Origin of the sequence: Frigoribacterium sp. NBH87 (assembly GCF_014217665.1) — a bacterium.
In the GTDB taxonomy this organism is placed as follows: domain Bacteria; phylum Actinomycetota; class Actinomycetes; order Actinomycetales; family Microbacteriaceae; genus Frigoribacterium; species Frigoribacterium endophyticum.
Genome location: NZ_CP043650.1, coordinates 445440 through 467029 on the forward strand (window position 1 = coordinate 445440; position 21590 = coordinate 467029).

The 21590-nt window shown below is 73.8% G+C and carries 20 protein-coding genes and 1 tRNA gene; 9 read left to right on the top strand and 12 right to left on the bottom strand.

Features of this window, described 5'->3' with window-relative positions:
* Positions 1–7 precede the first annotated feature (7 nt).
* Entirely contained in the window at positions 8–847 is an 840-nt protein-coding gene (locus F1C15_RS02105) for a Sir2 family NAD-dependent protein deacetylase (protein ID WP_185232704.1), read from the bottom strand.
* 99 nt (positions 848–946) lie between these two features.
* On the opposite strand from F1C15_RS02105, the gene F1C15_RS02110 reads away from it, so the two are divergent.
* Positions 947–1783 carry an RNA methyltransferase gene (locus tag F1C15_RS02110; protein WP_185232705.1) on the top strand — a complete coding sequence of 279 codons (837 nt, stop codon included), beginning with the start codon at positions 947–949 and terminating at the stop codon, positions 1781–1783.
* Entirely contained in the window at positions 1780–3021 is a 1242-nt protein-coding gene (locus F1C15_RS02115) for a D-alanyl-D-alanine carboxypeptidase family protein (RefSeq protein ID WP_185232706.1), read from the top strand. Before F1C15_RS02110 ends, F1C15_RS02115 begins: the two co-directional genes overlap by 4 nt.
* Here the strand turns inward: F1C15_RS02115 and F1C15_RS02120 are convergent.
* The gene (locus F1C15_RS02120) at positions 3018–3806 is read right to left on the bottom strand and encodes an SGNH/GDSL hydrolase family protein (RefSeq protein ID WP_056054904.1); all 789 of its coding nucleotides are present in this window, start codon (positions 3804–3806) and stop codon (positions 3018–3020) included. The genes F1C15_RS02115 and F1C15_RS02120 overlap by 4 nt on opposite strands.
* A 170-nt stretch (positions 3807–3976) precedes the next feature.
* Between F1C15_RS02120 and F1C15_RS02125 the strand changes: the two genes are divergently transcribed.
* The 5 genes from F1C15_RS02125 to F1C15_RS02145 all read left to right on the top strand — a co-directional run bounded on the left by F1C15_RS02125 (position 3977) and on the right by F1C15_RS02145 (position 9627).
* A complete protein-coding gene (locus tag F1C15_RS02125) occupies positions 3977–5116 on the top strand; it encodes an acyl-CoA dehydrogenase family protein (RefSeq protein WP_185233973.1) in 1140 nt (379 codons plus the stop codon).
* 100 nt (positions 5117–5216) lie between these two features.
* Positions 5217–6587 carry a DNA polymerase IV gene (gene dinB / locus F1C15_RS02130; protein ID WP_185232707.1) on the top strand — a complete coding sequence of 457 codons (1371 nt, stop codon included), beginning with the start codon at positions 5217–5219 and terminating at the stop codon, positions 6585–6587.
* Between the two features lie 77 nt (positions 6588–6664).
* Positions 6665–8455, top strand: coding sequence for a DEAD/DEAH box helicase (locus F1C15_RS02135; RefSeq protein ID WP_056055923.1), 1791 nt, complete (start codon positions 6665–6667; stop codon positions 8453–8455).
* A gap of 55 nt (positions 8456–8510) precedes the next feature.
* Positions 8511–9347: an MSMEG_6728 family protein gene (locus F1C15_RS02140; RefSeq protein WP_255465418.1), complete on the top strand. Its 837-nt coding sequence runs from the start codon at positions 8511–8513 to the stop codon at positions 9345–9347.
* A 25-nt stretch (positions 9348–9372) separates the two neighbouring features.
* The gene (locus tag F1C15_RS02145) at positions 9373–9627 is read left to right on the top strand and encodes a hypothetical protein (RefSeq protein ID WP_185232709.1); all 255 of its coding nucleotides are present in this window, start codon (positions 9373–9375) and stop codon (positions 9625–9627) included.
* Here the strand turns inward: F1C15_RS02145 and F1C15_RS02150 are convergent.
* From F1C15_RS02150 to F1C15_RS02175, 6 genes are all read right to left on the bottom strand, one after another.
* Positions 9576–10115 (bottom strand): hypothetical protein, encoded by a 540-nt coding sequence (locus tag F1C15_RS02150; RefSeq protein WP_185232710.1) that lies wholly within the window; start codon positions 10113–10115, stop codon positions 9576–9578. The two genes, F1C15_RS02145 and F1C15_RS02150, sit on opposite strands and share 52 nt — an antisense overlap.
* A 121-nt stretch (positions 10116–10236) precedes the next feature.
* Entirely contained in the window at positions 10237–11253 is a 1017-nt protein-coding gene (locus F1C15_RS02155; RefSeq protein ID WP_185232711.1) for a glycine betaine ABC transporter substrate-binding protein, read from the bottom strand.
* Positions 11253–12014: an ABC transporter permease gene (locus tag F1C15_RS02160; protein ID WP_370543623.1), complete on the bottom strand. Its 762-nt coding sequence runs from the start codon at positions 12012–12014 to the stop codon at positions 11253–11255. The genes F1C15_RS02155 and F1C15_RS02160 overlap by 1 nt, the downstream gene beginning before the upstream one ends.
* 20 nt (positions 12015–12034) lie before the next feature.
* Entirely contained in the window at positions 12035–13345 is a 1311-nt protein-coding gene (locus F1C15_RS02165) for an ABC transporter ATP-binding protein (protein WP_082514363.1), read from the bottom strand.
* Entirely contained in the window at positions 13332–13982 is a 651-nt protein-coding gene (locus F1C15_RS02170; protein ID WP_056054917.1) for an ABC transporter permease, read from the bottom strand. The genes F1C15_RS02165 and F1C15_RS02170 overlap by 14 nt, the downstream gene beginning before the upstream one ends.
* Positions 13983–14263: 281 nt before the next feature.
* The gene (locus tag F1C15_RS02175) at positions 14264–15652 is read right to left on the bottom strand and encodes an LLM class flavin-dependent oxidoreductase (RefSeq protein ID WP_185232713.1); all 1389 of its coding nucleotides are present in this window, start codon (positions 15650–15652) and stop codon (positions 14264–14266) included.
* A gap of 79 nt (positions 15653–15731) precedes the next feature.
* Here F1C15_RS02175 and F1C15_RS02180 point away from each other — a divergent pair, with 79 nt between their 5' ends.
* Positions 15732–17006, top strand: a complete 1275-nt coding sequence (locus tag F1C15_RS02180; RefSeq protein ID WP_255465420.1) for an MFS transporter — start codon at positions 15732–15734, stop codon at positions 17004–17006.
* Positions 17007–17085: 79 nt separating this feature from the next.
* On the opposite strand, the gene F1C15_RS02185 is transcribed toward F1C15_RS02180, so the two are convergent.
* The 4 genes from F1C15_RS02185 to F1C15_RS02200 form a co-directional block, all read right to left on the bottom strand.
* Positions 17086–18474 (bottom strand): NAD(P)/FAD-dependent oxidoreductase, encoded by a 1389-nt coding sequence (locus F1C15_RS02185; RefSeq protein WP_056054922.1) that lies wholly within the window; start codon positions 18472–18474, stop codon positions 17086–17088.
* Positions 18475–18565: 91 nt separating this feature from the next.
* Positions 18566–18781, bottom strand: coding sequence for a hypothetical protein (locus tag F1C15_RS02190; protein ID WP_185232715.1), 216 nt, complete (start codon positions 18779–18781; stop codon positions 18566–18568).
* A gap of 81 nt (positions 18782–18862) precedes the next feature.
* Positions 18863–19840 (bottom strand): aldo/keto reductase, encoded by a 978-nt coding sequence (locus F1C15_RS02195; RefSeq protein WP_056054929.1) that lies wholly within the window; start codon positions 19838–19840, stop codon positions 18863–18865.
* A gap of 220 nt (positions 19841–20060) precedes the next feature.
* Positions 20061–20145: transfer RNA gene (locus F1C15_RS02200), tRNA-Leu, on the bottom strand.
* 98 nt (positions 20146–20243) lie between these two features.
* On the opposite strand from F1C15_RS02200, the gene F1C15_RS02205 reads away from it, so the two are divergent.
* The gene (locus tag F1C15_RS02205; protein ID WP_056055929.1) at positions 20244–21581 is read left to right on the top strand and encodes a M20/M25/M40 family metallo-hydrolase; all 1338 of its coding nucleotides are present in this window, start codon (positions 20244–20246) and stop codon (positions 21579–21581) included.
* Positions 21582–21590 lie beyond the last annotated feature (9 nt).

A 21590-nucleotide genomic window follows, 5' to 3' on the forward strand; every position in this document is an offset into this window, starting at 1 on the left:
GCCCGCGTCAGGAGAGGCGGCGCGCCAGGGCCGTCAGCGTCTCCGACGTGCCCGCGTCGATCTTAACCGTGGCCCGGGGGTCGCCCTTCGTGACCCCGCGGTTCACCACGACGACCGGCATCTTGCGGCGGGTCGCCTGGTCGAGCAGGCGGATGCCCGAGTTGACGACCAGCGACGACCCGGCGATGAGCAGCGCGTCGGCGCCGACGACGAGCGAGCGCGCCTCGGCGAACCGCTCCACGGGCACGAACTCGCCGAAGAACACGACGTCGGGCTTGAGCATGCCCCCGCACACGGTGCACTCCGGCACGATGAAGGCGTCGATGTCGGCGACCTCGACGTCGCCGTCGGGCGCCAGGCGGACGCTCTCCGGCTCGTCGAGCCAGGGGTTCGCCGCGGAGAGGCGGGCGGCGACCACGTCACGGGCGAACGACTGGCCGCAGGTGAGGCAGACGACCCGGTCGACGGTGCCGTGCAGGTCGACCACGCGACGGGAGCCCGCCCGCTCGTGCAGGGCGTCGACGTTCTGCGTCACGACGCCGTTCGTGACGCCGGCCGCCTCGAGCTGCGCCAGGGCGCGGTGGCCCTCGTTGGGCGTCGCCGCGCGGAACGACCGCCAGCCGAGGTGGCTGCCGGCCCAGTAGCGCTTGCGGTAGCGCTCGCCCGACAGGAACTGCTGGAAGGTCATCGGGTTGCGCACCGGGGCGCCCTCGCCCCGGTAGTCGGGGATGCCGGAGTCGGTGCTCACGCCGGCGCCGGTCAGCACGGCGACCGTGCGCCCGCCGAGGAGGGCGACCGCCTCGTCGAGGGCGGCCGCGTCGAGTGACGGGGGCGTGGCGTTCGACACGGGCGGTGCTCCTTCGGGTGCGTGACGTTAGCCTAGACGTCGTCTCTGCCCCTCCCGTCCTCGTCGGTCGACCGACCGGGCGCCGCCCCCTGGAGCGCCGTGCGCATCACCCGCATCACCGACCTCGACCACGACGCCCTCGCCGACTACGCGAGGCTCACCGACGTCGCGCTCCGCCGCGTCACCGAGCCCGAGGGCGGCCTCTACATCGCCGAGTCGTCGAAGGTGATCGAGCGGGCGCTGCGGGCCGGGCACTTGCCGCGCTCGGTGCTGATGACCGAGCGCTGGCTCGCCGACATCGAGCCGCTCGTCGCCGACCACGACGGCGAGATCTTCGTGGGCGACGCGGCGCTGCTCGAGACCCTGACCGGCTACCACCTGCACCGGGGCGCGCTGGCGGCCATGCACCGGCCCGTGCTCCCGTCGGTCGAGTCGGTGATCGAGGGCGCTCGTCGGGTCGTGGTGCTCGAGGACATCGTCGACCACACGAACGTGGGCGCGATCTTCCGGGCCGTGGCGGGGCTCGGGGCCGACGCCGTCCTCGTGACGCCGCGGTGCGCCGACCCGCTCTACCGCCGGAGCGTCCGCGTGAGCATGGGGACGGTGCTGCAGGTGCCGTGGACGCGCCTGCCCGACTGGCCCGAGGGCGCGGACCTGCTCCGCGCCTCCGGCTTCGAGGTGGCGGCCCTGGCCCTCTCCGACGACGCCGTCGCGCTCGACGAGTACGCCGCGGCGCCCCCGGAGCGGGTGGCGCTCGTGCTCGGCACGGAGGGCGACGGGCTCAGCCCGGCCGCGCTGCGCGCCTCCGACCGCGTGGTCACCATCCCCATGCTGCACGGGGTCGACAGCCTGAACGTCGCCGCCGCCAGCGCGGTGGCGCTCTGGGCCCTGCGCGTGCCGGCCCCCGCCTCCGCCGCCGGGGCGGACGCCGCGTGAGCCGCGGCGCCCGACCGGCCCGACGTCGCCGACACGGCGTCCGGGCCGTGGTCGCGGGCGCCCTCGTGGTCGTGCTGGCCGCGCTCGTCTACGTGCCCGTCGTCCTGCTCGCCCCCCTCGCCCCGGCGACGGCCGCGGCGGCGGAGTGGACGGCGCCGGCCCAGCCGGGGGCCCAGCTGACGTTCCCGAGCTACGGCGCGACCGCCGTGCAGGCCGTCGGGTGGGACGAGAGCCTGACGACGAGCGGATCGACCACGCCCCTGCCGATCGCGAGCATCAGCAAGGTCGTCACCGCCCTCGTCGTGCTCGACGCCCGGCCGCTCGACGGGGGCGACGGTCCGTCGCTGACCCTCGACGCCGACGACGTCGCCCTGTACGAGGCCTACCGGTCGCAGGACGGCAAGGTGGCGCCGATGACCCTCGGCCAGCAGCTGACCGAGAAGCAGATGCTGCAGGTGTCGCTGATCGAGTCGGCCAACAACTACGCCGACGCCCTGGCCCGGTGGGCGTTCGGCGACACGGCCGGCTTCGTCGCCGCCGCGACGGCCTGGCTCGCCGAGAACGGCCTCACCTCGACCACGCTCGTCGAGCCGACCGGCATGTCGCCGTCGAACACGAGCACGGCGACCGACCTCGTGCGGCTCGGCGAGATCGCCCTGGCCGAGCCCGAGGTCGCCGCGATCGTGGCGACCCCGACGACGACCGTGCCGGGCGTCGGCGTCATCGAGAACTCGAACGAGCTGCTCGGGCTCGACGGCGTCGTCGGCATCAAGACGGGCACCCTCGACGAGGCCGGCGCCTGCCTGCTCTTCGCCGCCGACTACACGATCGCGGGGGAGCCCGTCACGGTCGTCGGGGTCATGCTCGGCGGCGTCGACCACGACTCCCTCGACGCCGACGTGCAGCGGCTGCTCACGAGCGTCTCCGGCGCGTTCCAGACCGTCACGGCCACGACGGCCGGCGACGTCTGGGCGTCGTACGAGCTGCCCTGGGGGGCGGGCACCGAGGCCGTCGCCGCGACGGACGCGAGCCGTCTCGTCTGGGGCGACGTGACGGTGACGGCCTCGATCGAGACCGAGTCGGTGACGACGGGGGCGGCGGGCGACGACGTGGGCCGGGTGCGGTTCCAGATCGGCGACGAGGAGGTCGACGTGCCGCTGGTGCTCGACCGGGCCCTCGCCGAGCCGGACGCGTGGTGGCGGCTGACCCACCCCGACGAGGTGCTGGCGGCGGGCTAGGGCTCGTCGCGGTACAGCACCGACGCGGCCTCGGGCCGCTTGGGCTGCACGCCGTCGCCGGACGACTGGTGGCGGAGGCGCCGGACGACCCACGGCACGAGGTACTCCCGGGCCCACCGGCGGTCCTCCGTCCGAGCCTGCCGCCACGGTCGAGGCGGCAGCGGCTCGGTGCGCCAGGGCTCGAGGTCGTTCTCCACCGCGAGGGCCTGCAGCACGGCGCGGGCGATGGTGTGGTGGCCGAGCGGGCTGAAGTGCAGACGGTCGGGCGCCCACATGCGGGGGTCGCCGAGCTGACGGAGGGCCCACATGTCCGCCACGACCGCGTCGTGCCGGAGGGCGATGGCGTGCACGTGCTCGTTGTAGATGGCGACCTTGCCCCGCAGGCGGCCGAGCACGGGCGTGAGGCCGATGTCGGGGCCGGTGAAGACGACGACCGTGGCTCCCTGCGACCCCAGCGTCTCGACGAGGCCCTCGAAGCCGGCGGCGACGGCGTCCGGGTCGGTGCCGGGGCGGATGATGTCGTTGCCTCCCGCCGACACCGAGATCAGGTCGGGCCGGAGAGCGAGGGCGGCCTCGGCCTGCTCGTCGATGATCTGCTGCAGCAGGCGCCCGCGCACCGCCAGGTTCGCGTAGGCGAAGTCCTCCGTCGACGCCCCGAGCACCTCGGCGACGCGGTCGGCCCAGCCCCGGTGGCCGCCCGGGGAGCGCTCCTCCGGGTCGCCGATGCCCTCCGTGAACGAGTCGCCGATCGCTACGTAGCGCGACCACGGGTGCTGCTGAGTCATGGCCTCCACGTTACCGCCCGCCCTCCGGCGGGCCGAGGGACTGACGCCCGGGGCCGCGCGTGGCTAGCCTCGACCCCGTGACCCCGACCACCCCGCCGACCTCGACCGCCTCCAGCCCCACGGAGGAGAGCCCCGAGGAGACGAGCCCCCCGCAGACGAGCCCCGAGGACATGCTGCCGGACGACCTCCTCGAGCGCTTCCGGGCCCGCGCCGCCGGCCTCGACCGGGAGGGCACCTTCCCGCACGACGACCTCGCCGAGCTGCGCGAGCGCGGGTACCTCCGCGCGTTCGTGCCCCCGGAGCAGGGAGGCGCGGGCTGGGGGCTCGAACGCGTCGCCGCCGCGCAGTCCCGCCTCGCCGCCGCCGCCCCGGCCACCGCGCTGGCCGTCGGCATGCACCTGGTCTGGACGGGCTGCGCCGCGGTGCTCGCGGCCCGCGGCGACCGGTCGCTCGACCTCGTGCTCGACGACGCGGCCCGGGGCGAGGTCTTCGCGTTCGGCGTCAGCGAGCCGGGCAACGACGCCGTGCTCTTCGACTCGCTCACCCGGGCGGAGCCGACGGGCGACGGCGGCTGGCGCTTCACCGGCGTGAAGTCGTCCACCTCGCTCTCCCCGGTCTGGACGCGCCTCGGCGTCTTCGGGCGCGACGACACGGACCCCGAGGCCCCCGTGCTCGTGCACGGCTTCGTCCACCGCGACCAGCCCGGCCACTCGTCGCTCGAGGACTGGGACACGATCGGCATGCGGGCGACGCAGAGCCACAGCACCCGCCTCGAGGGCGTCGAGGTGCCCGCCGAGCGCGTGGTGCGCGTGCTGCCCGTCGGGCCGAGCGGCGACCCGCTGGTCTTCGCGATCTTCGCCGTCTTCGAGACCCTCGTCGCCGCCGTGTACCGCGGCGTCGCCCGCCGGGCCGTCGAGCTCGCGGTCGAGAGCGCGACCGCCGGGCGCTCGCACCGGGCCGGCGGCGCTCCGCGCTCCCACGACCCGCTGGTCCGCTGGCGCGTCGCCGACGCGGCCGTGCTGCTCCAGGGCATCGAGCCCCAGGTCGACGCGGTGGCCCGCGACGTCGACGGGCTCGTCGACCACGGGGCCGCCTGGTCGGCGATCGTCGTCGGGCTCAAGACCCGTGTCACCGAGACCGCCCGGGCCGTCGTGGACCAGGCTGTCGCGGTCGCGGGCGGGGCGTCGTTCCGCTCGTCGAGCGAGCTGGGGCGGCTGCAGCGCGACGTGCTGGCCGGGCGGTTCCACCCGTCGAGCACGGACTCCGCCCACGCGACGGTCGCGAACTGGCTCCTCGGCCCCGACCACTGACCACGCGGGCGACCGGGCGGACCGGTCGTGGACGACGGCCGGACAGCCGGGGAGGCGCCCGCCGCCCGACGCTGTCGGTGGTGCGTGTGAGGATGCTCGGGTGAGCAAACAGGACGGCAGCGGGCGGCTGGTCACCACCGTCCCCACCGACGACGTGTCGGCCCCGATCCTGCACGTCGACATGGACGCCTTCTTCGCCTCCGTCGAGCTGCTCGACCGGCCCGATCTCCGGGGCCTGCCGGTCGTGATCGGCCAGAGGTCCGACCGCTCGGTCGTCACGGCCGCCACCTACGAGGCCCGCAAGTTCGGGGTGAACTCGGCGATGCCGATGGCGATCGCCCTGCGCCGGTGCCCCCAGGCCGTCGTGCTCGAGCCGCACTTCGAGAAGTACCGGTACTGGTCGCGTCGGGTGATGTCGATGTTCGACGACGTCACGCCGCGGGTCGAACGACTCGGCATCGACGAGGCCTTCCTCGACGTCTCCGGCGCCGTCCGGCTCATGGGGTCTCCGTTCGCCATCGGCACCGAGCTCCGCCGGCGCGTGCACGCCGAGACGGGCCTGCGCTGCAGCGTCGGGGCGGCGTCCACGAAGTTCGTCGCGAAGCTCGCCTCCAGCGTGGCGAAGCCCGACGGCATCCTCGTGGTGCCGCACGACCAGACCGTCGCCTTCCTGCACCCCAGACCGATCAGTGCCCTGTGGGGCGTCGGCGGCAAGACCGAGGAGGTCCTGGGCAACCTGGGGCTGCGCACCGTCGGCGACGTCGCCACCGCGTCGCTCGACACCCTCGTCCGGGCCGTCGGGCCCGCGGCCGGCGCCAAGCTGCAGGACCTCGCGTGGGGCCGCGACCCGCGTGTGGTCACCACGGGCACCGAGGAGAAGAGCGTCGGGCACGAGGTGACGTTCTCGACCGACGTCGTCGACCCCGAGGTCATCCGCCGCGAGCTGCTGAGGCTCAGCGACCGCGTCGGGTCGCGGCTGCGCGACGCCGGGCTGAGCGGCCGCACCGTCGTGCTCAAGCTCCGCACGTCCGACTTCACCACGATCACCCGGTCGCGCACGCTCGCCGACCCGACCGACCTCGGTCGCCGCATCTACGACGAGGTGCGCTCGGTGTACGAGACCACGGGCAAGCAGCACGAGCGCATCCGGCTGGTCGGCGTCCGCGTCGAGCAGCTCGGCGCCGGGGGAGGGGGCGGCTCGCTCGCCCTGTGGGACGACGACGCGGGCTGGCGCGAGGCCGAGTCGACGATGGACGCCCTGCGGGCCAAGTTCGGCTCGACCATGCTCACCCCGGCCTCCCTCCTCGGCGCGCGTCGACGTGACGGGCTCTCGGGCCCCGACACGGGCGCCGACGCGCGGGCGCCGCGGCGCGGCGCCTCGTCCGGCGAGGGCCGCGACGCGCCCGGGCCCGCGGGCCACGGGCCCCGTCGACCGGCCCCGCGGCCCGACCACCCCGGCCACGGCGAGTAAGATCGGGTCGAGTGAGCACAGCTAGCGCAACCGACCCGGCCGGGGGTGACGACACCGGCCAGCACGACGAGCTCGACCTGGGCGAGGTCGGCGCGACGGCCGGCAACTCGGCCGCCGAGCACCTCTCGCCGGCTTTCCCCGAGCGGGCTGCCTGGGGCACGGCCAGCAAGCTGCGCGCCTGGCAGGCCGAGGCCCTCGAGCAGTACTTCGCGACCTCGCCCCGCGACTTCCTCGCGGCGGCCACCCCCGGCGCCGGCAAGACGACCTTCGCCCTGCGGCTCGCCACTGAGCTGCTCTCGCGCGGCGAGATCGACCGCGTCGTGGTCGTCGCGCCGACCGAGCACCTCAAGCGGCAGTGGGCCGACGCGGCCGACCGGGTGAACCTGCGCCTCGACCCGATGTTCAAGAACGCCGACGTCACGTTCGGGCGGCACTACCACGGCGTCGCCGTCACCTACGCGCAGGTCGGCATGAACCCGCAGGTGCACGCGGCGATGACGGCGGCGGGCCGCACGCTCGTCATCCTCGACGAGGTGCACCACGGCGGCGACGCGCTCAGCTGGGGCGACGGGATCCGCGAGGCCTACGGCCAGGCGACCCGCCGGCTGTCGTTGACGGGGACGCCCTTCCGCTCCGACACCGCGCCCATCCCGTTCGTCACGTACGCCCCCGACGAGCACGGCATCCGCACGTCGAAGTCCGACTACGCCTACGGCTACGGCCGTGCCCTGGCCGACGGGGTGGTGCGGCCCGTGCTCTTCATGGCCTACGCGGGCCAGATGCGCTGGCGCACCCGGATGGGCGACGAGATGAGCGCCTCCCTCGGCGAGGCCGTCACGAAGGACATCACGGCCCAGGCGTGGCGCACCGCCCTCTCGCCCCAGGGCGACTGGATCCCCGCCGTGCTGTCCGCCGCCGACAAGCGCCTCACCGAGGTCCGCCGAGGCGTCCCCGACGCGGGCGGCCTCGTCATCGCGACCGACCACACCGCCGCCCGGCAGTACGCCGCGGTGCTGCAGAAGCTGACCGGTGAGCGGCCCACCGTGGTGCTCTCCGACGAGAAGGCCGCCTCCGACCGCATCCAGGCGTTCTCGGACGGCGACGCGCGCTGGATGGTCGCGGTGCGCATGGTGTCCGAGGGCGTCGACGTCCCGCGGCTCGCGGTCGGGGTCTACGCGACCAGCGCCTCCACCCCCCTCTTCTTCGCCCAGGTCGTCGGCCGGTTCGTCCGGGCCCGGCGACGGGGTGAGACCGCGTCGATCTTCCTGCCGAGCGTGCCCAGCCTGATGGCCCTCGCGGGGCAGCTCGAGCTCGAGCGCGACCACGCGCTCGACCGGCCGGAGACCGCGGACGACGGCATCTTCGCGCCCGAGGACGACATGATGGCGGCCGCGAACCGCGAGGAGAAGGCCTCGAGCCTGCTCGAGCAGCAGCCGTTCGAGGCGCTCGACTCGCAGGCCTCGTTCGACCGCGTGCTCTACGACGGCGGCGAGTTCGGCACCGGCGGCGAGATCGGCAGCCTGGAGGAGCTCGACTTCATCGGCATCCCCGGGCTGCTCGAGCCCGACGAGGTGCGAGCACTGCTGCGGCAGCGCCAGGCGAAGCAGGCCAAGCGCTCGGCCAAGAACGGCATGCCCACGACGGCGCCGGTCGAGGAGGCGCGGCCGATGTACCAGACCATCAAGGAGCAGCGGCAGGAGCTCAGCCGCCTCGTCTCGATCTGGTCGCGGCACTCCGCCGAGCCGCACGGCCTCATCCACGCCGACCTCCGCCGGATCAGCGGCGGGCCGGCGGTCGCTCAGGCCAGCACGGAGCAGATCCAGAAGCGCATCGACGTCCTGCGCGGGCGGATCGGCAACCGCAAGTAGCGCTGCCCGACCCGCACCCGGCCGCCCTCGCCGGGGCGCGCCTAGCGTGGGGCGGGTGCAGACGTTCCTCCCCTGGCCCGATCCCGTCGAGACCGCCAGGAGCCTCGACCAGGCCCGGCTGGGCAAGCAGCGGGTCGAGGCGCTGCAGGTGCTGCGGGCCGTCACCCTGCCCGGCTACGGCTGGCAGAGCCACCCGGCCATCGCCATGTGGCGCGGCCACCTGCCCGCCCTGACCTCGTACTCCCTCGCCATCACCGACGAGTGGCTCGCCCAGGGCCACGCCGACACCGTCCGGCCGCAGATCGCGGAGTTCGCCCCCGAGGTCGACGGCGTCCCGTTCGCGTCGCTCGAGCTGCCCCCGTGGCTCGGTGACGAGTCGGTGCACCGCAGCCACCGCTCGAAGCTCGTGCAGAAGCAGCCCGACTGGTACCGCGCGCGGTTCCCCGACGTGCCCGACGACCTCGACTACGTGTGGCCCCCGGCCGACCCGGCGGCGCCGCTCCCGTCGGACGAGCCGGCGCTGACGGCCGAGCGCCGAGCCTGGGTCGTCAGGCCGCTCACCGCCCGGCAGCACGACGACTGGGTCGACGCCGGCGTCGTGACCCTCGCCGAGTCGTCGCCCCGCGGCAAGGTCGGTGCCGTCTGGCAGGCCCAGGTCGAGCGCTTCACGACCCTTCCCGACGGGTCCGAGCTGCTCGTGCCGGATCGCGCACAGCAGTCGTTCCGCCGTGGTCGCGTGGTGGGGGAGGTCGTCTCGGCCCTCGACGACGACCGGGCGCCCGTGCTCCTGCGCCGGGTCGCCTTCGACGACTCCTCGCTCAGCCGGTCCGAGCTGCCCCGACCCGCCCTCGCGCAGGACCCGCGGTCGCTCTTCCCGATCGCGCTCGCCTGACCGGCCGCGTCGGTAGCATCGGAGGATGCTCGACCGCGCCGACGACGACCGACTGCTCGTCCGTGCCTCGCCGGAGGCGCCTCCCGAAGCCGTCGTCGAGAGGTTCGGCGGTGGCTGGCGCCTGACCCGGTGGTCGGTCGACCGGGCCGGCGACGAGTCGCTGGGGGTCTACACGGCCGCCGAGCTCGCCGAGGCGGCGTGGTGGCGGCACCTGGACCGCGACCGCGGTCAGCGGACCGCCACGCGCTCCGAGGCCGCCCGGCGGCTCGGCGACGCCTGACCGGCGGGCGCGACGGCGAGGGCCGCCATCGCCGACGCCGGGGCGGGCACGCCCGTCGGGGCCGTCTCGGACGCTCCGACGTCGGTCAGCACGTCGACCCCGTCGTCGGTGCAGGTCGCGACCGCACGGACGCCGCAGGGGCGGTCGTCGAGGCTCCGGAGCAGGGCGTCCCGCCACGCAGTGTCGGAGGCCCTGACCGCGCGGCTCCCGGTCCGCTCGACGACGAAGACCACGCGCGACGCCCCGAACTCGCGCGCCACGGCCTCGACGGCGTCCGCCCACCGGCCCACGGCCTCGGCGGCGGGCCGGAGCGGGATGCCCTCCAGGGGCACGACGACCGGCAGCGGGGCGTCGGCGGCGTCGAGGAAGAGGGTCCAGAGCTGACGCCGGATGGCCACCGGGAAGAAGTGCGTGAGCAGACGGTGCAGGTCGGGCGTCGTCCGGAGGGGCCGGTGGAGGTCGAGGGCGGGGCTGGCGGTGTCGGTCATGGGCACAGCCTCGCGGGGGAGCAGGCCGACACTGCCGTTCTCCCCAGCCCGGCCCCTCCGGCCCGGGCGGGAGCCCCCTGGGGAGGGACGGCGCGGTCCCTCCCCGGCGACGCGGTCGGCCTCAGGGCCGCGTGACGAAGCCCTTCTCGACCATCCAGTCGAAGGCCACGTCGGCGGGCTCCTCGCCCTCCACGTCCACGCGGCGGTTGAGGGTCCGGAGCTCCTCGTCCGTGAGCGACGGCGAGATGGCGTCGAACACGTCGGCGAGCTCCGGGGTCTCCTCCAGCGCCTCCGCCGAGAAGACGGGCGCGACGTTGTACGCGGGGAAGAAGCCCTGGTCGTCGTCGAGCACCGCGAGGTCGAGCGAGTCGATGCGGCCGTCGGTGGTGAACACCTCGCCGAAGTTGCAGCGACCACGGTCCGTGGCCTCGTAGACGGTGCCCGTGTCGAGGATGCTGACGTTGCTCGTCGGCACGCCGTCGGCCGCGCCCAGCTCCAGGCCGTAGCGCTCGAGCATCGGCGCGAAGCCGTCGGCCCGCGAGTTGAACTCGGCCTCGACGCAGAAGGTCCGCTGCTCGACGGGCAGGGCCGCGATGTCGCTCAGCGAGTCGACGTCGCCCAGCTCGGGCACCGCCTCCGAGCGGACGGCCATCGCGTACGTGTTGTTCAGCGGAGCCGGCGGGAGCCACACGAGGCCGTTCGCCACGTCCGCGTCGCGCACGGCGAAGTACTGCTCCTCCTGGTCGGGGATCCCCGCCGCCTCGCCGAGGTAGGTGAGCCACGCCGTGCCGGTGTACTCGTAGGTCATGTCGGCGTCGCCGTCGAGCATCAGCTGGCGCACGGCCACGCTGCCGGGCACGTTCGTCATGTCGGTGACGTCGAACCCCGCCGCCTTCGCGGCGAGGACGGCGATCTTGCCGAGGATGAGCTGCTCGGTGAAGTTCTTCGTCGTGACGGTCAGCGAGGCGTCGTCGGGCAGCCCTTCGATCGCCTCGATCGAGCCCGGCGCGACGGCGGGCACGAAGGCGGTGGCCGGCTGCAGGCCGCAGCCGGCGAGGAGGGCCGTCGAGGAGGCGGCCACGAGGGCCGTGAGGGAGGCGCGGCGCAGTCGGCGGCGCGGGGTCGCGGTGGTCGTCATCAGAGTCCCTTCGGACGGGCGACGTGCTCGACGACGCGGCCGAGCCAGTCGATCAGGAGCGCCAGGAGGGCGATCAGCAGGGCGCCCGAGACGAGGACCCGGGGCAGGAAGAGGTTGACGCCGGTCGTGATCAGCAGGCCGAGGCCGCCGGCGCCGATGAAGGTGGCGAGGGCGGCGGAGCCGACCAGCAGGACGAGCGCCGTCCGGATGCCCGAGAGCATGACCGGGACGGCCAGGGGCAGCTCGACCCGGAACAGCACGGCGAGCGACGACATGCCCATGCCGCGGCCCGCCTCGACCAGACGGCCGTCGACGCTCTGCAGCCCGATCATCGTGTTGCGGAGCACGGGCAGCATCGCGTAGAGGACGAGCGCGACCACGGCGGCCCAGAACGAGAAGCCCAGCCAGAACGCCAGGAGCACGACGAGGCCGATGGCCGGCGCGGCCTGGCCGAAGTTCGCGATGGCCAGGATCGGGCCCGAGACCCGGCGGAACGGCCCGCGGGTCAGCACGACGCCGAGCGGCACGGCGATCACGAGCACGATCACGGCCGAGACGAAGGTCAGCGCCAGGTGCTCGCCGGTGTAGCCGAGGAGGTCGGAGGGGTTCAGCGTCGTGCGCTCCGCCGTGGTGAGGTCGGCGGTCGTGAGCCACACGACGAACGCCCCGAGGGCGAGGAGCACGGCGACCGGCTGGACGACGAGGCCGAGCAGCCCCGGGCGGGCGGGGCGACGTCGCTCCGGCCGGGCCGGGGCGGCCACGGCGGGCTCCACGGCGGCGCTCACGCGACGTCCCGCGGGGCGGCCACGTCGGTCTCCGACCCGGCCGAGCCCCTGCCGCTGCCGGTGCCCCCGGCGACCGGCTCGGGGAGGACGGAGAGCGGCCCGGTGTTCGTGCCGACCGGCGCGTCGGTCGCGGCGATCGCCGCGGCCTTCCTGGCCCGGGTGATGGCGTCCATGACGACCTCCACGGTGATGACGCCGACGAACGCGTCACGACGACCGGTGACGAGGGCCGCCCCCGCGCTCGAGACGAGCATCGTGTCGAGCGCGTCGTTGAGGGTGGCGCCGCTGCCGACCACGGGCAGGTCGGCGTCGGGCGTCGCCGGGACGACGTCGACCCGCCGCAGCTGCCTCAGGGAGGGCCAGCTCACGGGCCGGTCGCGCTCGTCGACGACGACGGCGTGCGCGTGCCCGGCGGCCTCGACGCGGGCGACGACCTCGACACCGGGCTCCCCGGGGCGCGCGACCACCGCCTCCGCCAGGTCGACGTCGCCCACGCGGGCGAGGGTCAGCTGCTTGAGACCCGCCCCGGAGCCGATGAAGTTCTCGACGAACTCGTTCGCGGGCTCGGCGAGGATCCGCTCGGGGGTGTCGTACTGCACGATGTGGGCACCCTCGGAGAAGATCACGATCCAGTCGCCGAGCTTCACGGCCTCGTCGAAGTCGTGCGTGACGATGACGATGGTCTTCTGCAGCTCCTCCTGGATCCGCAGCAGCTCGTCCTGGAGGCGCTGCCGCGTGATCGGGTCGACCGCGCCGAAGGGCTCGTCCATGAGGAGCACGGGCGGGTCGGCCGCGAGGGCACGGGCCACGCCGACGCGCTGCTGCTGGCCGCCGGAGAGCTCCTTCGGGTAGCGGTCGCGGTAGGTGTCGGGGTCGAGCGACACGAGCTCGAGCAGCTCGTCGACGCGCGCGGCCACGCGCTCCCTGCTCCAGCCCAGCATCTTCGGCACGATGGCGATGTTGGCCGCGACCGTCATGTGCGGGAAGAGCCCGCCGGCCTGGATCACGTAGCCGATGCGCCGGCGCAGCTCGTCGCCGTCGATGCTCGTCACGTCGTCGTCGCCGAGGACGATGCGGCCCTCGGTCGGCTCGATGAGGCGGTTGATCATCTTCAGCGTCGTCGTCTTGCCGCAGCCCGACGGGCCGACGAGCATGACGATCTTGCCGGCCGGGATCTCGAGCGTGATGCCGTCGACCGCGGGGGCGGACTGCCCCGGGTAGCGCTTCGTGACGGTGTCGAGGAGGATGCTGCGGCCGGAGACGCCGGAGTCGGCGGTCGCGGCGGCGGGGGAGTCAGTTCTGGACACGGATGCCTCTCGGGATGGTCAGGCGGCCGAGGCCGACGAGGAGGAGGTCGAGCACGAGGGCGAGGACGACGACGCCCACCACCCCGGTGACCACGGAGGCGAGCGCGTTCGCGCCGCCGAGCCGGGAGAGCCCGGAGAAGATGAAGCCGCCGAGGCCGGGGCCGAGGGCGTACGCCGCCACGGCCGCGATGCCCATCACCATCTGGGCGCTGACGCGCACGCCGGTGAGGATGATCGGCCAGGCCAGGGGCAGCTGCACCTGGACGAGCGTGCGGAACCGGCCCATGCCGATGCCGCGCGCCGACTCCACGATCGCGTCGTCGACCTCGGTGAGGCCCACGACGGCGTTCCGGAGGATCGGCAGCGTCGCGAAGAACGTCACGACGATGACGGTCGGCAGGACGCCGAAGCCGACCGGGGCGATGAGCAGGCCGACGACCGCGAACGAGGGCAGCGTGAGGCCGACCGCCGAGACGCCGTTGGCGAGGCCGCGCAGCCACGGCACGCGGTGCACGAGGGCGGCCACCGTCACGGCGATCACCACGGCGAGCAGGAGGCACTGCACCACGAGCGAGAGGTGCTGCCAGGAGGCGAACCAGATCTGGTCCCACCTGTCGCTCACGTAGTCCCACGCCATGTCGTCTCGCCCCTCGTCACCAGTAGTCGTCCCGTTCACACGAACGCCCGGCTGAGCCGGGCGGACGACTACGACCATAACCACGACGCCCGTCGCTGTCACGGTGACGGGCGCCGCCGACGGGGTGCGGACGGCGTCGTCGTTACCGAACGAGTGTCGGAGAAGCCCCGGTCAGGAGGGGGTGGGCCGGAGGGGCGGCGACCGGAGTGTAACGATGTGGGGGACAACGCCGGAGGCGCGGTGCAGGACGTCCCGCACCGCGCCTCCCGAGGGCCCCTGCCTCACTCCGCGGCGGCTCGCGACCCCACCTTGTAGCGCGACCCGTGGTGCTCCGCGGGCAGCCGGTCGCCCCGGCCGAAGAGCTTCTGGCGGAGAGTGCCCGGCTCGTACTCGGTCGGGTAGACGCCCCGCGCCTGGAGCACGGGGACGACGTGCTCGACGATGTCCTCGAAGGTGCCGGGCGTGATCGCGTAGGCCAGGTTGAAGCCGTCGACGTCGGTCTCGGCGACCCACTCCTGCAGCTGGTCAGCGATCTCCTCGCCCGACCCCACGATGCGCGGCCCGAGCCCGCCGATGCCCGCTGCCTCGGCGATGTCGCGGATCGTCCACTCCTTCCCGGTGTCGCCCTCCTGGGCCTGGAAGTTCGCGAGCGCCGACTGGATGGCGTTGCTCTCGACGTCGCCGACCGGGTCGTCCAGGGAGTAGCTCGACAGGTCGACGCCCATCCAGCCCGACATCAGCGTCAGGGCGCCCTCGTGCGAGGCGTACCGGCGGTACTCCTCGTGCTTCGCCCGCGCGGCCTCCGGCGTCGCGTCCGTGATGATCGTGAGCAGCGTGTAGATGCGCGCCGAGTACCGGTCGCGCCCGGCCGCCTCGAGGGCGTCGCGGAGCTTCGTCACGGTCGCGGCGAGGCGCTCCTTCGTCGGCGCCGCGACGAAGATCGACTCGGCGTTGCCCGCCGCGAAGGCGATGCCCCGGGGCGACGCGCCGGCCTGGTAGATGACCGGCGTGCGCTGCGGGCTCGGCTCGGCGACGTGGATGCCGGGCACCTTGTAGTACGTCCCCTCGTGCCCGATGTCGTGCACCTTGCTCGGGTCGGTGAACACGCCGGTCTCGCGGTCGCGGACGACGGCGTCGTCCTCCCACGAGCCCTCCCAGAGCTTGTAGAGCACCTCGAGGTACTCGTCGGCCTGGTCGTAGCGCGTGTCGTGGTCGAGCTGGTCGTCGGCGCCCATGTTCCGGGCGGCGCTCGGCAGGTAGCCGGTCACGACGTTCCAGCCGACGCGGCCCTCGGTGAGGTGGTCGAGCGTCGACATGCGGCGCGCGAAGGGGTACGGGTGCTCGTAGGCCGTGCCGGCGGTGATGCCGAAGCCCAGGTGCTCCGTCGCGGCGGCCATGGCCGACACGAGGAGGATCGGGTCGCCCACCGGCGTCTGGGTGCCGTTGCGGAGGGCCGCGTCGTGGTCGCCGCCGTAGACGTCGTACGTGCCGAGCACGTCGGCGATGAACAGCCCGTCGAACCGGCCCCGCTCGAGGAGGCGCGCCAGGGAGGTCCAGTAGCTGAGCTTCGTGTAGTCGGGCGAGCGGTCGTCAGGGTGCCGCCAGAGCCCGGGGGACTGGTGCCCCACGCAGTTCATGTCGAAGGCGTTGAACCGGATGCGTCGAGTCATGGCTCGATGGTGGTCGACGACGGCCGCGGCCGCCTCCCTCGCGACACACGGCGTCACACTCCGGCCGTACCCTGGAGTCGTGCCCCGCCCCACCGACCCCGCCGCCGCCTCCGACCCGGCGGAGGCCCGGGGCACCGCCGCCGACGCCTCCGCCGACGACACCGCCGAGTCGAGGCCGACGGTCCGCCCGCGGCTCGGGCGCGACGTGGTGGTGCTCGGCGTCATCGCCTTCTTCGTCATGGTCGGCTTCGGCGTGGTCGTGCCGGTGCTGCCCGTCTACGCGCAGAGCTTCGGCGTCGACCACGTGCTCGTCGGCGCCGTGCTCTCGGCCTTCGCCCTGATGCGCCTCGTCGCGAGCCCCTTCGTCGGCCGACTGCTCGACCTCGCCGGCGAGCGGGTGGTGCTCAGCGTGGGCATCGGCATCGTCGCCCTGTCGAGCGCCCTCGCGGGCCTCGCCACCGACTACCCCCAGCTCCTGCTGATGCGCGGCCTGGGCGGCATCGGCTCCGCGATGTTCACGATCTCCGCCATGACCCTCCTGCTCGCGTCGACCCCGCCGACCCGACGGGCCCGCGCCGTGGGCTTCTACCAGGGCGGCTTCCTCGTCGGGGGCATGGCCGGGCCGGCCATCGGCGGCGTGCTCTCCACGATCTCGCTCACGGCCCCGTTCTTCTTCTACGCGGCGACGCTCGCCGTGGCCGGGCTGATCGGCGTCGTGCTGCTCAAGCCGGTGCCGCGCGGCGCGGCCGCGGAGAAGGCGGAGCCGCCGACCCCGCTCCGCGACGTGCTGGCCGACGTGCGGTTCCGCGCCGCCTGCATCGCGAACTTCGCGCAGGGCTGGTCGTCGCTCGGGGTCCGGAGCGCCCTGGTGCCCGTGCTCGTCGTCGAGGTGCTCCGCGGGCCGACAGCCTGGACGGGCGTCCTCTTCGCCGTCGCGGCCGTCGCCCAGACGGTCGCGCTCGCGCCGGCCTCGCGCTTCGTCGACACCGTCGGGCGACGCCCCGCCGTGATCGGCTCCTTCGCGGTCGCCGCCGTCAGCCTCGCCGCGGTTCCGTTCGCCTCGCACGTCGTCGTGCTCGGCGCCCTCCTCGCCGTCTACGGCGTGGCGACGGCCTTCATGGGCACGGCTCCGGCGGCCCTCGTCGGCGACGCCGCGGGCGCCCGCGGCGGCCGGCCGGTCGCGATCTTCTCGATGTGCTCCGACGTCGGGGCCATCGCCGGGCCCCTGGTGGCGGGCCTGCTCGTCGACGTGGCGTCGTTCCCCGTCGCGTTCGGCGTAGCGGCGCTCCTACTGGCGGCGGCCTCGCTGGCCGCCGTCCGCATCCCGCGCGAGCCACGCCCCGCCCTGGCCTGACCGACACGACGACGGAGGCGCGCCCCGGTCACCCGGGACGCGCCTCCGTCGTCTGCCTCGTCGCCCGCGGGCGAACCGACTACTTCGCCGGAGCGGCCTTCGCGGGGCTGGCCTTCGCCGAGCCCGCCCCCGCGTCGTCGCCCTTCGGCGCCACGACCGGGGTCACCTTGAGGAACCCGGCGCGCGGGTCGGCCAGGCCGACGAGCGGCGTCTGGTCGCGCCCGCCGACGAAGTTGGTGACCCAGCCGGTGAGGATGCGCCACTTGCGGTTGACCGTCGGCATCGCGTACAGGTGGTAGCCGCGGTGGGCGAGCCACGCCGCGACGTTCTTGACCTTGACGCCCTTGAGCACGCCCGCGCCCTTGCCGATGCCGTAGCTCGCGACGGTCCCGACCGACGCGTGGCGGTACTCCGCGAGCGGGGCGCCCGAGAGGGCGGCGATCACGTTGTCGGCCACGGTCACGGCCTGGCGGACGGCGTTCTGCGCGTTCGGCGGGTAGAACGCGGGCTGCTTCTCCGCGAGGAGGTCGGGCACCTGCGCGACGTCGCCGAGCGCCCAGATGCCGTCGAGCACCTGGCCGTCGTCGGTCTGCACCTGGAGGGTCGCCTTGACGTCGACGTGGCCCTTCGGGCCGAGGGGCAGGCCGAGGTCGGCGACGACGGGGTTCGGCTTGACGCCGGCCGTCCAGACGATCGTGCCGGCGGGGATGGTCTCGCCGTCGCTGAGGACGACGTCGCCGTCGATGCACGACGGCATCGTGGTGCCGAGGCGGATGTCGATGCCACGGCCGCGCAGGTGGCCGAGGGTCCACTTCGAGAGCTCGGGGCCGACCTCGGGGGCGACGCGGTCGAGGGCCTCGACGAGCACGAAGCGGAGCTCGTCGCGCGACAGGGTCGGGTACTCGTCGACGGCGGCCTTGGCCGCGTCGTCGAGCTCCGCCATGGCCTCGACGCCGGTGTAGCCGCCGCCGACGAAGACGACGGTGAGCAGCTTGCGCCGGGTCGCGGCGTCCTGGACGGAGGCCGCCTCGGCGATGTTGCCGAGGACGCGGTCACGGACGTACTGGGCCTCCTCCACGCTCTTGAATCCGACGCCGTTCTCGGCGAGGCCGGGCGTGGGGAAGGTGCGCGTGACGGCGCCGAGGGCGACGACGAGCTGGTCGTAGGGCAGCTCGGAGGCCACGCCGTCGGCGGTCGTGACCGTGATGGTCTTCGAGTTCGCGTCGAGCGCCGTCACGGCGGCCTCGACGACCTTGGTCTTCTTCAGCGCCTTGCGGAGCGGCACGGTGACGTCGCGCGGCGCGATGTGGCCCCCGGCCACCTCAGGCAGGAAGGGCTGGTACGTATAGTACGGAGACTGGTCGACCAGCGTGATGCTGGCGCTCTGCGGCGGCTGGCGCTTCTGGAGCTCGAGTGCCGTGGTGAGCCCGGCGGCGCCGCCGCCGAGGATGATGATTCGCTGTGTCATGGTTGTGTTCCTCCCTGGGTCGACCGTACTAGAGACACGCGGCGACGACCCGCCCTCCCGGGGGAGTCGCGGGTCGTCGCCCCGGGGACCGTCAGCGGTCGGCCGGGTTGTCCGAGTCGGTGTACGAACCGTCGGCCTCGCCGTCGTGCGGTCCGGTGGTCTCGCCGCCGTCGGCGGGGATGTCGCTGTCGACGTACGAGCCGTCCTGCTCGCTCGTGACGTCGGTGATCGTCGTCTCGACGTGCTCGGTGTGGACGTGGTCCTCGTGCTGGTGGTCGGACTCGTTGCCGTGGTGCTCGGTGCCCATGCTGGCGCCCTCCGTTCTGTCAGGTCGCGGAGCGTCGTCGCCCGCGTGCGGCTCACACTAGACGTGTGGGGGCGGCGCGGGTCAGAAGCCCTCGTTCTCCCTCGTGACGTACGGCGACTCGAGGGCGTCGAGCTCGTCGTCGGTCAGCCACAGGTCGACCGAGGCGACGGCGTCGTCGAGGTGCTGCATCTTCGTGGCGCCGACGATGGGCGCGGTGACGACCTCCTGCTGGCGGACCCAGGCGAGGGCCACCTGTGCGCGGGAGACGCCCCGCGCCTCCGCCACCGTCGCGACGGCCGCGGCGACCTGGCGGTCGGCGTCCTCTCGCTGGCGGTAGAGGGTGCCGCCGAACTGGTCGGTCTCGGTGCGGGCCGTGGTGTCGTCCCAGTCCCGGGTGAGCTTGCCCCGCGCCAGCGGCGACCAGGGGATCACCCCGACGCCCTGGTCGAGGCAGAGGGGGTGCATCTCGCGCTCCTCCTCGCGCTGGACGAGGCTGTACTGGTCCTGCATGGAGACGAAGCGCGTCCAGCCGCCGAGGTCGGCCGTGTGCTGCGCCTTGGCGAACTGCCACGCCCACATGCTCGAGGCGCCGATGTAGCGGGCCTTTCCCGACTTCACGACGTCGTGCAGCGCCTCCATCGTCTCCTCGATCGGGGTCTCCGGGTCCCAGCGGTGGATCTGGTAGAGGTCGACGTGGTCCGTCCCGAGGCGGCGGAGGCTGTCGTCGATCGCGCTCATCACGTGGGCCCGCGAGAGCCCCGCGCCGTTCGGGCCGGGGCGCATGCGGTTGAAGACCTTCGTGGCGATGACGACCTCGTCGCGGCGGGCGAAGTCGGCGAGGGCGCGCCCGACGATCTCCTCGCTCGTGCCGTCGGAGTAGACGTCGGCGGTGTCGAAGGTGGTCACGCCCTGCTCGAGCGCCCGCTGGATGAACGGGCGGGACTCCTCCTCGGGGAGGCTCCACGGGTGGGCGCCGCGCTCCGGGACGCCGTAGCTCATGCAGCCGAGGACGACGGCCGAGACCTGCAGCCCGCTCGATCCGAGACGTGTGTACTCCATCGTGTTCCCTCTCTCTGTCCGGTCGACTGCGACAGTAGACCGCGCGGGGGGTCGGGAACCGGACGACGACGACCGACGCCGCCCACGACGCCCACGACGCCACCGCCGGGAACGACATGGCAGGCGAAGGCACGGCCGGGAACGACGAAGGGCCCCGCCGGAGCGGGGCCCTTGCCGTGGTGCTGCACTGTCTCAACCAGTGTGTCGATCCGAGGATCGGTGTCCGAGGGGGGACTTGAACCCCCACGCCCTATACGGGCACTAGCACCTCAAGCTAGCGCGTCTGCCATTTCCGCCACCCGGACTGGATGGTGCCTGCCGAAGCCGACCACGAAACATTAGCACGGCTCCGAGGGCCTCGATGACCACGGGCAGGAGGGGGGCTCCGGGTAGCGTGGTCGGCATGACGACGACCCCTGAGTCCGAGCCCGCCACGACCGACCGCGAGGTCGAGCTCGACGAGACGGCGACCATCGCGCGCGACCTGATCCGGTTCGACACGTCGAACTACGGGGGCGGTCGGTCGAACGGCGAGGCGGACGCCGCCGAGTACGTGGCCGACGCGCTCCGGGCGCTCGACCTGGAGCCGCTCGTGTTCGAGTCCGAGCCCGGCCGCGTGAGCGTCCTCGCCCGGGTCGAGGGGGCCGACCGCTCCAAGCCGGGGCTCGTCGTGCACGGGCACCTCGACGTCGTGCCCGCCGACCCGGCGAACTGGTCGGTCGACCCGTTCGCGGGCGTCGTCCGCGACGGCATGCTCTGGGGCCGCGGCGCCGTCGACATGAAGAACATGGACGCCATGATGCTGTCGTCGCTCGGCGACATCATCCGGGCCGGTGAGCGACCCGCCCGCGACCTCGTCGTCGGGTTCCTGGCCGACGAGGAGGCCGGGGGAGTCCTCGGCTCGCACTTCCTGGTGACCGAGCACCCCGAGGTCTTCGAGGGCGCCACGGAGGCGATCAGCGAGGTCGGCGGGTACTCCACCTTCATCGACGGCCGGCGCTCGTACCTGCTGCAGACAGGCGAGAAGGCCCTCATCTGGATCAAGCTCCGAACCCGGGGCACGGCCGGCCACGGGTCGCAGATGATCGTCGCGAACGCCGTGACGCGGCTGGCCGAGGCCGTCGCGGTGCTCGGCCGGCAGCAGTGGCCCATCGCCCTCACCGACACGACCACGGCGCTCCTCTCCGAGGTGGCGCGCATCCTCGACGTCGACCTCGAGCAGACGTCGCCCGACGAGCTCGTGCTGCACACCGGGACGGCGGCCGGCTTCATCCGCGGGTCGCTGCGGACGACCACGAACCCCACGATGCTCACCGCGGGCTACAAGCACAACGTGGTGCCCGACACGGCGGAGGCGCTGGTCGACATCCGCTGCATGCCCGGCCAGGAGGAGGCCGTGCTGGCCGAGGTCCGCGCGCTGATCGGCGACGACGTCGAGATCGAGACGATGCACACCGACATCGGCCTCGAGACCCCCTTCTCGGGCCCCCTCGTCGAGGCGATCACGGGCACGCTCGAGCGGCACGACCCCGGGGCCCCCGTGCTGCCCTACCTGCTCTCCGGCGGCACCGACAACAAGGCCCTGAGCCTGCTCGGCATCGCGGGCTACGGCTTCGCGCCGCTGCGGCTCGACGAGGGGATGGACTTCCCCGCCATGTTCCACGGCGTCGACGAGAGGGTGCCGCTCGACGCACTATCCTTCGGGAGTCGCGTCCTCCGGGACCTGCTGGCGACGTACTAGCACCCCCGC